The sequence below is a fragment of the Ruegeria sediminis genome, assembly GCF_005938215.1.
In the GTDB taxonomy this organism is placed as follows: domain Bacteria; phylum Pseudomonadota; class Alphaproteobacteria; order Rhodobacterales; family Rhodobacteraceae; genus Ruegeria; species Ruegeria sediminis.
The window spans coordinates 238377-250224 of sequence record NZ_VCPD01000006.1 but is presented as its reverse complement, the minus strand read 5'-3'; the positions used below and the strand labels follow the sequence as shown (position 1 = coordinate 250224).

12 protein-coding genes are annotated in these 11848 nt (G+C 63.0%); 1 reads left to right on the top strand and 11 read right to left on the bottom strand.

The features are described from left to right. Positions 1-7 precede the first annotated feature (7 nt). Complete coding sequence (locus FGK63_RS16790) at positions 8-337, top strand: EF-hand domain-containing protein (RefSeq protein WP_246044068.1); 330 nt, start codon at positions 8-10, stop codon at positions 335-337. Positions 338-680: 343 nt separating this feature from the next. Here the strand turns inward: FGK63_RS16790 and FGK63_RS16785 are convergent, their stop codons facing one another. The 11 genes from FGK63_RS16785 to FGK63_RS16735 all read right to left on the bottom strand — a co-directional run bounded on the left by FGK63_RS16785 (position 681) and on the right by FGK63_RS16735 (position 11842). Continuing rightward, a complete protein-coding gene (locus FGK63_RS16785) occupies positions 681-881 on the bottom strand; it encodes a hypothetical protein (RefSeq protein ID WP_138844386.1) in 201 nt (66 codons plus the stop codon). Positions 882-1462: 581 nt separating this feature from the next. Next, on the bottom strand, positions 1463-2389 hold the full coding sequence (locus tag FGK63_RS16780; RefSeq protein WP_138844384.1) for a fumarylacetoacetate hydrolase family protein: 927 nt from the start codon (positions 2387-2389) through the stop codon (positions 1463-1465). Between the two features lie 4 nt (positions 2390-2393). Next, on the bottom strand, positions 2394-3170 hold the full coding sequence (locus FGK63_RS16775; protein WP_138844382.1) for a cyclase family protein: 777 nt from the start codon (positions 3168-3170) through the stop codon (positions 2394-2396). A gap of 130 nt (positions 3171-3300) precedes the next feature. Beyond that, positions 3301-4485, bottom strand: coding sequence for an acetyl-CoA C-acyltransferase (locus FGK63_RS16770; protein WP_138844380.1), 1185 nt, complete (start codon positions 4483-4485; stop codon positions 3301-3303). 28 nt (positions 4486-4513) lie between these two features. Next, entirely contained in the window at positions 4514-5818 is a 1305-nt protein-coding gene (locus FGK63_RS16765) for a TRAP transporter large permease (protein ID WP_138844378.1), read from the bottom strand. Next, positions 5811-6368, bottom strand: a complete 558-nt coding sequence (locus FGK63_RS16760; RefSeq protein WP_138844376.1) for a TRAP transporter small permease — start codon at positions 6366-6368, stop codon at positions 5811-5813. The genes FGK63_RS16765 and FGK63_RS16760 overlap by 8 nt, the downstream gene beginning before the upstream one ends. Before the next feature lie 18 nt (positions 6369-6386). Next, the gene (locus FGK63_RS16755; RefSeq protein ID WP_138844374.1) at positions 6387-7514 is read right to left on the bottom strand and encodes a C4-dicarboxylate TRAP transporter substrate-binding protein; all 1128 of its coding nucleotides are present in this window, start codon (positions 7512-7514) and stop codon (positions 6387-6389) included. 65 nt (positions 7515-7579) lie between these two features. Next, positions 7580-8356, bottom strand: a complete 777-nt coding sequence (locus FGK63_RS16750) for a crotonase/enoyl-CoA hydratase family protein (RefSeq protein ID WP_138844372.1) — start codon at positions 8354-8356, stop codon at positions 7580-7582. After that, positions 8353-9129 (bottom strand): nuclear transport factor 2 family protein, encoded by a 777-nt coding sequence (locus FGK63_RS16745; protein ID WP_138844370.1) that lies wholly within the window; start codon positions 9127-9129, stop codon positions 8353-8355. The genes FGK63_RS16750 and FGK63_RS16745 overlap by 4 nt, the downstream gene beginning before the upstream one ends. Next, positions 9126-10640 carry a long-chain-fatty-acid--CoA ligase gene (locus FGK63_RS16740; protein WP_138844368.1) on the bottom strand — a complete coding sequence of 505 codons (1515 nt, stop codon included), beginning with the start codon at positions 10638-10640 and terminating at the stop codon, positions 9126-9128. The genes FGK63_RS16745 and FGK63_RS16740 overlap by 4 nt, the downstream gene beginning before the upstream one ends. A 26-nt stretch (positions 10641-10666) precedes the next feature. After that, on the bottom strand, positions 10667-11842 hold the full coding sequence (locus tag FGK63_RS16735; RefSeq protein ID WP_138844366.1) for an acyl-CoA dehydrogenase family protein: 1176 nt from the start codon (positions 11840-11842) through the stop codon (positions 10667-10669). Positions 11843-11848 lie beyond the last annotated feature (6 nt).

Below are 11848 nucleotides of genomic sequence, written 5' to 3'. Positions count from 1 at the left end.
TGTCGTGATGGCGCTGCTGCTGGTGCAGCCCCTGCTGGCGGGCAACCATGCGCGTGAGGGAATTGCCTCTCATGACGTTCTTGAGGAGAACCTGGAAATGCGTCGTGTAGCAGTTGGTGCCATGGTGGCCGCGCTGTTTGCGGCACCGGCATTCGCCTCGGTTTCGGATATCGACACCGACGGCGAAATCCTGGCCTCGTTTGCCGAAATGGTTGTGATCTACTCTGACCTGACCGAAGAGACCTTCGCCGAGATCGACACGAGCGGTGACAGCTTCCTGGATGAGGCGGAGCTTGCAGCCGCTGTCGAAGCCGGCGTCCTGACAGCTGACCAGTAACGTCGGCACTCAGGATCCCGTTGGCAGCAATCGGAGGCTGACAGAAAATGGCAATGTACAAGCACTTCCCCAAACAAGCCAACTGGTGGGTTTGGGGTGGAGGGGCGCTCGCAGTCCTCATCGTGATTGCGGTGTGGGCGATGCCTCTTCAGACATCGTGACTTCGAGACAAGCATAACCTCCTGGCGCAGTTTTGAAATCCGTAGGACTACAGAGGCCGGTTTGAGTGGGGCGATGGAACACGAACTATGCACTCGCGGCGAATGTCCGGAATGTGGCCTGCAAATGCAGCATAGGAAGTGCACGCTCAAGGTCCGGTCAGGGCCGTTAACTCAGGACCGGCTCACAAGATCTCACCATGGCGCCGCTCCAGCTCAGCAAGCGCTTGGGCATTCTCTTCTCTCCACGCTTTTGCGCGGTCTTCTCTTGTTGCCACACGCTCGGCCACACGTCGTGTGAGAGCCTTTGCGTCGTCGTCGGTCATCTGTGCGTATTGATCGAGAAGCAGGTCGATGATGAATTCGGGCGACAATAGCCAGAGCATGCGCTTAAGGTCTTCGGGACTATCTGGAGTGGAGTTCCGATTGGAATGCTGGGCGCGACTTTTCATTTTTTTAGTATCAGATAGCACCGGCGCTGAAGCAAGAACTTGTTGCCAAACTGGACCAATCAGGTGGGGGTGATCAAGTACTGCCGTGAAGACCTGAAATCGTACGCCCAGACGGGGCTAAGTCGGGTCGGAATTGGTTTGGGTTCTCGCCAAACGCCTCGTCGAAGACGGGACGAAACAGACGTTCGGCGGTAGCACACGGGCGGGTTCTTGCGGCTCGAAACCGCCGTTGACGTTCTACGCAGTGAAGGACCGCCGTGGGTCAGAAGCAGGCAAATCTGTCAGGAGGGATTTGCTCTGCAACGCATCTGCTCAATGATGTTTCAGGCCGAGTAAGCGGAAATAGTGCCGAAGCATCGCCATCAAATTTGTGCCTTCATCCGGGGCAAGTTCAATGCTGTGTGAAAACGGTTTCACCATCTCGACAGTCAGGTCGGCGCGCTTTTGGCTCGACTCCGTTCCGGAACGAGACAGTTGAGCCTGGCAGGTTCGAAGCATCTGGTGCGGTTCCTCACTCAGGGCTTCACGATCCGATTGCTCAGGGTTCCGATCTTCTCGATCGTCAGGTCAAAACGATCGCCCGGTTGAAGCCGCTTGCCGATCTCGAGTCCGCAGCCTGTGCCCACGGTTCCGGAGCCGATCACTTCGCCCGGATAGAGCGTTTCCGAGGCTGAGATATGTTCGATAATGCGCGCGAAGTCGTGGTGCATCTGAGAGGAATTTCCACCACCCCAACGCTCGCCATTCACGAATAATTCCATGTCGAGGGCCGCTGGATGCGGAACCTCGTCGCGCGTCACAATCCATGGACCCAGCACATTGCCGGTGTCGAAATCCTTGCCTTTGGCGGGGCCAAGCTGGCCGGGCATTTCGATCATCTGCGCGTCACGGGCAGAGACGTCATTCAGGATCGAATATCCAAAGAAATAGCCTGCCGCGTCGCTCGCCGGGATATCCTTGCCTTTTTTCCCGATGATGATTGCAAGTTCCAGTTCGACATCCAGGTGCTGCGCATATCCGGGCCAGATCACATCCTGCCCGTGTCCGACAAAGCTCATCCGGTTTCCCTTATAGTAGATCGGCTGATCGTACCAGACGGGCGGGATCGCGAAGGGACGGCCCGTCATCTTTTCGGCCTGGGCAAAGCTGTTTTTGAGGTGGGTCTCGAAAACCAGGCAGTCGCGGTACTGAACCGGCAGGATCGGCGGGCAGAACGTGATTTCCTCCGCCAGCAAGGTCGCGGCCTCCTGTGCATTCTCGACCAGGCTTCGGGCGAGCGCCAACGCGCCTTCGCCGCCATGAATGACCGAGAGCATGTCGACATAGAAAGCTTCGTTTTCACGGGCGTGTTCGGCGGCGAGGTGAAGATCCAGCATGCGGTCATTGCCCAGGTCGGCAACGACGCGTTCGCAGCCTTCGTAGCAAACAGTTCCCAGGCGCATGAACCTACCCCTCGATGATGGCGACGGCGCGCGTGAAGCCGGCCGAGGCGGCCTTGATCTTGAAGGGAAAGGCGGACACGATGAAACCGGTGTCGGGCAATAGATCCAGATTGGTCATTTTCTCGATCTGGCAATAGCCCTGATCCATGCCCGCGCGGTGGCCTTCCCAGATGATCGATGGATCGCCGGTTCTGGCGAATTCCTGCGCGGTATGGGCAAAGGGGGCATCCCAGCTCCAGGCGTCGGTGCCCACCATGCGCACGCCCTGGCCCGTCAGGTAGTTTGTGGCGTCGCGGCCAAAGCCGCAGCCCTTAAGCAGATAATCGTCCAGACCGTAATGCGCACCGGCTGAGGTGTTGACGACCACGATATCGAGGGGGCGCAGGTCGTGGCCGATACGCGCCAGCTCCACCTCTATCTCCTTCGGGGTCACCACATGCCCGTCGGGCATGTGTCGGAAATCGAATTTCACGCCAGAGCCGAAGCACCATTCCAGCGGCACCTCGTCGATGGTCATGGCGCGTTCGCCTTTGTTCATCGTCGAATGATAGTGATAGGGCGCGTCCACGTGGGTGCCGTTGTGCGTTGAAATCTTCAGCCGCTCGATGGCCCAGCCCTCTCCGCCCGGCAGGTCTTCCCGCTTCAGCCCGGGGAAGAACGACATTATCTGCCCGGCGGTTTGCTGATGCGACAGATACTCGATCTCGGGCAGCACAATCGGCGGGTCAGAGGCGATGCCGGTCTCCAGCGGAACCGAGAGGTCGATATAGCGTCGGGCCATGGTCAGGCTCCTGTCTGGGTCGGAACGGCCCCGGCGTCCGCTCAAACGGCGCCGGCTTTGTTGTCACCGGGGACGTGGTGCATCCTACACCCCCGGTGCCGTCACACCACCGCGATGTGGATCGCCGGCTCTACGCGACTTCGAACAGGCCAGCCGCCCCCATGCCGCCGCCGACGCACATCGTCACCACGACGTATTTGACGCCGCGCCGCTTGCCCTCGATCAGGGCATGGCCGGTGAGACGCGCGCCGGTCATCCCATAGGGGTGGCCGATCGAGATGGCGCCGCCGTTCACGTTGTAGATGTCCGGGTCGATCCCGAGGTGATCGCGGCAATAGAGCGCCTGGCAGGCGAAGGCTTCGTTGAGCTCCCAAAGCCCGATATCTGAAACCTTCAGCCCGTGCTGCTTCAGCAGTTTCGGCACGGCGTAGATCGGGCCGATCCCCATTTCCTCGGGCGCGCAGCCGGCGACCGCCATGCCGCGATAGATGCCAAGCGGCGCGATGCCGCGGCGGGCGGCCTCGGCTCCCTCCATTAGCACCAACGCGCTTGCGCCGTCCGAGAGCTGGCTGGCATTGCCGGCGGTGACGCAACCGCCCTCGATCACGGGTTGCAGCCCTTGAAGCGACTCGAGCGTGGTCGAAGGCCTGTTGCCCTCGTCCCGGTCCAGCGTGATGTCATGCAGCGCGACCTCTCCGCTGTCCTTGTCCTTGACCGCCGTTCTTGTTCTGAAGGGCACGATCTCGGCGTCGAACCTGCCGGCCGCCTGGGCGGCGGCGGTGCGTTGCTGCGAACTCAGCGCGTATTCGTCCTGCGCCTCGCGGCTGATGCCGTATTTGCTGGCGACGAATTCGGCGGTTTTCAGCATCGGCATATAGGCGTGTTCCACATGCGTGGTCACGTTCGGGTCCTTGCCTGCCATGACACCCTCGAAATACGTGGCCTGGACGGCGGTGATGTTGTCCTGGCCGCCGGCGATGGCGATCTGCATGCCATCCACCATGATCTGCTTGGCCGCCGTGGCCACCGCCATCAGCCCCGAGGCGCATTGCCGGTCGATCGTCTGTGCCGACACCGACACCGGCAGACCGGCCGCGAAGACCGCGTTGCGCGCCAGGTTCATCCCCGCCGTGCCCGAGGCCAGTACGGTGCCGATCACGGCATCGTCGATCTCCGCCGGAGCGATCCCGGCGCGCTCAACGGCGTGCGCGATGGCGTGGCCCATCATTGTCGGGGATTTCGTGGCGTTCAGCGCGCCCTTGAAGGCCCGGCCGATGCCGGTGCGGGCGGTGGAAACGATGACAGCGTCTTTCATGAGATGCCTTTCTTTTTCGGTGAGCCCGTCACATCAGGGACGGGATGAAGGTGATGATGGCAGGGAACCAGATCAGCAGACCCAGCAGGATGATATCGGCCATGAAGAACCAGAAGACGCCGCGGAAGACGGTGTCGGTCGGTACTGACTTGCCGACGGTTGAACTGAGGACGAAGACGTTCATGCCGATGGGCGGCGTGATCATGCCGACCTCGAGCAGTTTGGCGACGAAAACGCCGAACCAGATCGCCTCGATGCCGGCATTGGCGACCAGCGGCAGAAAGATAGGCAGCGTTATCAGCATGGCGCCGATGGGCTCCAGGAACATGCCCAGCACCAGGTAGACCATCGCGATGACAATCAGAAGCAAGACCGGCGATGCACCCAGCCAGTCGACAGCATCCGAGATCATGTAGCCCACGCCGGATAGCGTCAGGAAGCGCGTCAGCATGCTGGCGCCGATGGTCACGATGAAAAGGCTGCCGCAGGTCGTGAGCGTGTCGACCACCGATCTCTTGAGAACGGGAAGGGTCAGCCGGCCATGCACGGCGGCCACACCCATCGACAGAAGCGCGCCTACCGCACCGGCCTGCGTTGCCGTGAAAAGCCCGCCGAAGAGGCCGCCCAGCACGCCAACGATCAACAGGATGACGGGCAATGCCCCCTTCAGAGCGATGAATTTCTGCGCCCAGGTCACGTGCTCAGACACACTGGGGGCAAGCGCCGGGTTCAACTTCACCCGGATCAGGATCACCGCGACATAGGTGACGGCGGTCGCTATGCCCGCGCCGATGCCGCCCAGGAACAGGTCGTTGATCGAGACCTGAGCGATCACGCCGAAGACGATCAGCAGGATGCTCGGCGGGATCAACGCGCCGATGGTTCCGGCGGCGGCGACCGTGCCCGAGGCAAGCCGGGCATCGTAGCCGTTGCGCAGCATCTCGGGCACGGCGACTTTGCCCATGGCGGCGGCGCAGGCCACGCTTGATCCGGTGACGGCCGCGAAACCCGAACAGCCAAAGACCGAGGCGATCGCCAGCCCACCCGGAAGCCGCGCCAGCCAGAGCCGGGACGCGTCAAACAGACCGCGTGTCAGATCGGCGCTGAAACAGATGTAGCCCATGAAGACGAACATTGGCACCGAGGACAGCGTCCAGTTCGAGATGAAGGTGTAAGGCACGACCTCGAGCATGCCCCAGGCGGCATGCGATCCAACCAGTGCGATCAGCCCGACATAAGAGACGAGGATCAGCGCAATCCCGATGTGCATGTTGGCGGCGATGAGCACCAGCAGTGCCAGGATCCCGAGCGACCCGATCATTGCGTCAGTCATGGCCGGTCTCCGCGGCAACGATGCCCGCACTCTCGGGCGCATGCAGGGCGTGATCGGATCCGGTCGTGATGCGCAGCACGACCTTCAGCGCCAGAAGAAGCGTCATCGCGCCAAAGGCGGCCGGCAGCATGTAGAACGACGGCCAGACGTAGATCTTGCTTGTCTGTTCGATCGTATAGGCGGAGATCGCCAGTTTCTCGACCGCCTGTTGCCAGGATTGCGCAGTGAGCATCCCGTAGACCGCCGCCGTGATCGCCAGCACCACGGTTTCGAGCAAGTGGCGTGGACGCGGCGGCAGCTTGTCCGTCGCCAGGCTCACGCCGATATGACTGCCGCGATACTCGGCGGCCAGGATCGGCAGGAAGGCCACCGCGATCATGTAATAGTGGGTCACGACGGCCGAGGTGGTGGCAAGCGGTGCGTTCACGATCAGGCTCAGCAGGATATCGAGGCTGATGTGGAGCATCATCGCCACCAGACCGATGGTGGCGATGACGATCAGGATCCGGTCCAGGACACGGACAAGAACCGCAGTTCCCTGAATGGTCATGGACTCGGATCCTTCTGTTCAGAGGCCGTAGGACGCGGCGTCGATCTTCGAGAAGATCTCGGCGCGGTAGATGTCGGCGACCTCTTCAGGCGTCCAGTCGCGGTCGAGCGGAACGAGGCCCTCCCACTTCTTCACCAGCTCCACGAAACGCGCGATCTTGGCGTCCGCATCCTCGATGCCATGGGTCTCCTTGGCGATCTTGGCGATATTGGCGAGGTCCGCTTCGATGGCCGCGTCGGACATGGCGACAATATCCGCCGAGGCTTCGTGGATGTTGATGCCCTTTTCCTTGGCCATTTTAAGGTTCTCGGCTACGTCGCTGGCGAATTTCCAGGTCGTCGCGGCATTGCCAAGCGCGGCAGCATCGAGATAGGCGCGCCGCTCCTCGTCACTGAGCGATTTCCAGAAGTCGCGGTTGACGCTCATCACGTCGAGGCCGTGGACGGTGCCGCCGGGGATGTTGACGGTCACGTCTGTGGCCACGTCGATCAGCCGGATGGAAGTGAGCTCCGAAGGCGCATTGAACGCACCGTCGATCGTGCCCTGCGACATGGCCTCGAAGATTTCGTTGCCCGGCAGGCTGACGCCCACCGCACCCACGGCAGCGGCCCAACGGGTCCATGAGCCACCGGCGGCGCGGATCTTCTTGCCGGCCAGTTCATCGGCGGTCGTCATCGAAGAGGTTCCGATGATCGCGTAGGCGCCGGTCGAAGCGTTGCCCAGCGGCACCTGGTTGTTGTTCAGGCGTTCCTGGATGCAGGGTTCGCAGGTCAGGATGTATTCGCTCATCGCGCCGGCCATGGCGAAGGGATTCTTGCCCAGCATCGCCAGTTCGATGGGTAGCGTCGCCTCGGGCAGTTCCGACGGGAAGTAGTTCAGCACGAGATAGCCGCCATCGACGACGCCGTCCTTCATGCCGCCGAACGTCTGGACGAGGTTCAGCAGCGAAGCCGGCAGGACGCGTACCTTGAGTTCGCCGCCTGTGCGTTCCGACAGATCTGCCGCGAAGGCGTCGACACCGTAATGCGCACCGCTTCCAGGCGGGACGCCGACCACGATCTTGACGTCGCGCGCCTGGGCCGTTGCGGCCATGACGGCCATCGCCGCCACCGCGCAGGTCGTGCGGAACATTGCTTTGAGTTTCATTTCAGGTCCTCCTCAGGTGAGATGCCGAAGTGGCATATCGTTGGTGTGAGCCGCGGGTGCGGCGATTACCGGCCTTTCCAGACCGGGGGTCGTTTCTCAGCAAAGGCGGTGGCGCCCTCGCGCGCATCCCGCGAGGCGATGACCCTCTCAAGAATTTCGTTCTGCCGGGGCCAGAGCGAGTCTTCTGACCAGCGGCCAGCCTGGGCGACGATCTCCTTGCTGGCGGCCAGCGACATTGGTGCATTCTTGGCGATTTCGGCAGCCAGGCTTTTGGCCGTGTCGAGCGCAGCGCCCGGCGCGGAAAGGCGGTTTATCAGCCCCCAGCGCTCGGCCTCGGCGGCCGGGATCATCCGGCCGGTCAGCGCGCATTCCATGGCGATCTGGCGCGGCACGCGTTCCGGCAGGCGCACGAGGCCGCCCGAGCCGGCGATCAGCCCGCGTTTCGCCTCGGGCAGGCCGAATTGGGCGGTCTCGGAGGCAACGATCAGGTCACAGGCCAGCGCGATCTCGAAGCCGCCGGCCAGCGCGTAACCCTCGACGGCGGCAATCAGCGGCTTGGCCGGGGGTGACTGGGTCATTCCGGCGAGGCCGCGTCCGGGCAGTTCCACCCGCTCTCCCGCGACGAAGGCCTTAAGGTCCATTCCGGCGCAGAAATGGTCGCCCGCGCCGGTGAGGATGGCGAGCGACAGGGCGGGATCGCTGTCCAGCTGATCCATCGCCTCGGCCAGAGCCAATGAGGTCTCGCGGTCGATCGCGTTCCGGCTTTCGGGACGGTTGATCGTCACGACGAGAACGGCGCCTTCGCGGGTGACGAGCACCTTCTGTGTTGCTTCGTCGGTCATGCCGCCACCCTCATCCGAGACCAGAGTCCCATGCGGTCACGGATTACCCGGCCCGACACGACGCGCCCGTTTTCGACGCGCACCAGCCCGTTGCAATCCAGTGTTTCCGCCTGGGGTCCGGCCGCTGGGGCGGGCAGTCCGTCCCGATAGGTTCCGCTCTGGCGCACGTTGAAGGCGACATGGTCACCCGAGGACAGCAACTCGCCGACCTTCGTTTCAGCCACGCCGAATTCCAGGGGCGTGCCGGTGATATGGTCATCGTCGCAGCGGACTTGGTGTTCGGCACAAGGCCATCCCAGCGCCAGCCAGTCCAACACCACGGCCTCGGCTTGCGGGTTTTTCGGGTCCGGCGGGGTGTCCCATGGAGCGACGGCGGGTGGGTCGACCGGGTCGGCCATGCCGGATTTCAACTGGCGACGGCGCGTCATGTAATCTTCCTGCGCGACGCAGCCGGTCAGAACACGATCGTTCGCGCGGTAGATGCCCACGCCCGACCACGCCGCGGCGCGCCCGTCGGTTGCCCCGTGTTCGCTGAACCAGACCGCCGCCCAACCCTCACCCGTCAGCGTCTGGTGCACGGTCATGCCGAGCCCCGGATAGGCCTTCATCTGGACATCGACGGCCGGAAGCCAGGCCTCGTCGCGCCCGGCAAAGACCACGTCGCCGATCGACAGCGCGTAGTCGGGCGCGATGAAGTCGCGCGCGGCCTCGGGGTTGTGGCCGTTGAAGTACTCGACCACCCAGCGGCGCACAAGGGCAAGTGCGGTCGTCATGCGCCCGCTCCGTACAGGCGCCGCATCTCGAACTTCAGCAGCTTGCCCGAGGCGTTGCGCGGCAGGGCATCGGCGAAGGCGATCCGGGTCGGGCACTTGTAATGTGCAAGATCGGCGCGGGTATGTGCGATCAACTCGGCCTCGGTCGCCGTCTGTCCTTCGCGCAGTACCACCACAGCCAGCGGGGTTTCGCCCCAGCGCGCGTGCGGCACCCCGATCACGCCCACCTGCGCCACGGCCGGGTGTCCGTTCAGAACGTTCTCGATCTCGGCCGGATAGATGTTCTCGCCGCCGGAAATGATCATTTCCTTGTAGCGGTCGAACAGGAACACATGCCTTTCGTCGTCGAGATAGGCCGCGTCGCCCGAACGGAACCAGCCGTCCTCCACAATGGCCTCGGCCGTGGCTTTCAGGTTGCGCCAATACCCCTTCATCAGCATCGGGCTGCGCAGCCAGATCTCGCCCACCTCCCCGGCAGGCCGGTCGGTGCCGGTGTCCGGGTCGACCACGCGCAACTCGACCCAGGGCAGCGCGGTGCCGCAGGATTTCAGCAGATGGCTGTTGGGCCCGTCCGGGTCGTGCCATTCGGGACCAAGGCAGACGACGGTGCCGGAACTTTCGGTCATGCCATAGGCGTGCATGAAGTTGCAGCCCAGCGTGTCGATCGCGCGCCGCAGCAGCACGTCGCCCATGGGCGAGGCGCCATACATCAGCAGCTCGAGGCTCGACATATCGGCACCGGCCACCTGTGGCGCGTTGAGCAGCGCCTGCACCACGGCGGGAACCATGAAGGTATGCGTCACCGAATAACGCGGGATCAGGTCGATAATGGCGGAAATGTCGACATCGGCCATCAGCACCGTATGCCCGCCTGCCAGCATGGTGGAGCTGCCATATCCGCAGCCGCCAATGTGAAAGAGCGGCATCGCCACAAGGTTGACGCTGTTATGGCTCATGCCCCAGGCCTTCGCCAGTTCGGCCGTGTAGGACATACCCTCGTTGATCAGCATCACGCCCTTGGGCAAACCGGTGGTGCCCGATGTGTAGAGGATCAGCGCGACCTCGTCCGGCGCGCCTTCGTGGCCGGGGTCAGTGTCGGGTTGAGCTGCGCGCTCCGTATCGAAATCGGGGCCGAAATGCAGCACGTCGCACAAGGTGAAATCATCGGGCACCAGCCCAGCGCTGGTCTCGTCGACGAGAAGAAGCGATGGCTCGGCATCGGCGAGAATATCCCTGATCTCCCGTGCGGACAGCCGCCAATTGAGGCAGACCACCGTCGCGCCGATCTTATTGGCGGCAAAGATGATCTCGAAATAGTCCGCGCGGTTCTTCGACAGGATGGCCACGCGGTCGCCCGCGTTCACGCCCCGTGCAGCAAGGAGATTGGCGCTGCGCGAACTCCCGGTATCGAGGTCCAGGAAGGTCTGCGTGCGGCCCTGGAAGGTCAGGGCCGGAGCGTTTGGCCGGTGCTTTGCGTGACCTCGCAGGATGTTGGCGAATGTGTCGGTCATCTGGCCCCTCCCAAGACCATCCCGCCTCAGTAGCTCTTCGGCAGCCCAAGCGAGTGCTGCGCGAAGAAATTGAGGACCATTTCCCGGCTGACCGGCGCGGTTTTGTGCAGGCGCGCGATGAACCACAGGTCGGCCAGACCGTATTCCAGTGCCATGCCGTTGCCGCCATGCACCTGGATCGCCTGATCGAGGGCCACCAGCGACGAGTCCGCTGCCGCGAATTTCGCCATGTTCGAGACCTCGCCGGCCTCGGGCGAACCTTCGTCGTAAAGCTGTGCCGCGCGGGCGGTCATCAGGCGTGCCTGCTGCACGCCCACATAGGCTGCGGCCAGCGGATGAGACACGCCCTGATGGGCACCGATGGGCGTTCCCCAGACCTTTCGCTCGCCCGCCTGAAGCGACGCCTTTTCAATGGCATAGCGCGCAATACCGTTGTTGATGGCGGACGCGCAGATGCGTTCTGGGTTAAGCCCGGAAAAAAGCTGCTTGAGCCCGTCGCCCTCTTTTCCGACCAGTGCGGATCCGGGCATCTTCACGTTGTCGAAGTAGAGCATGAAACTGGTTTCGGGGACATGCAGCGCAGTTTCGATCGGCGTCTTGCTGATGCCTGGGCTGTCCGTGGGGACCAGGAAGAGGGAAAGCTTTCCACGCCCCCGCTCGTCGAGATCTTCTCCCCGCGCCACCACCATAATCGCGTCGACCTCATCCACGGCCGAAGTCCAGTACTTGTTGCCATTCAGGACCCAGCCATTCCCGTCCTTGCGGGCGATGGTCGAAACCTTGTGGGTGTTCGACCCGGCATCGGGCTCGGTAATGGCAAAGGCGAGACGCTTCTTGCCGGTGGCGATACCGGGCAGCCAGGCATCCTTCATCTCCTGGCCGGCATGATTCTGGATGATCGGGGCGCAGATCGAGCCGATGACCAGCGACAGGATCGGGCAACCCTGCGCCGCCACCTCTTCGACGATGACGTTGTAGTCGGCCATGCCGCCGCCGCCGCCGCCGTATTCTTCCGCGACGTGGACACCGATGAAACCGGCCTCGCCCAGCGCGTTCCAAAGCTCGACCGGCTTCGCCTTGCGCTTGGTCACGTCCTGGAAGTACTTGCGGCCGAAGCCGCCGGCCAGCTTGCCGACGCTTTCGCGCAGCATCGCGTGGTGTTCCGCGGTGTCGACCAGGGTGGAGTTGAAAACACGCGCCATGTCCAG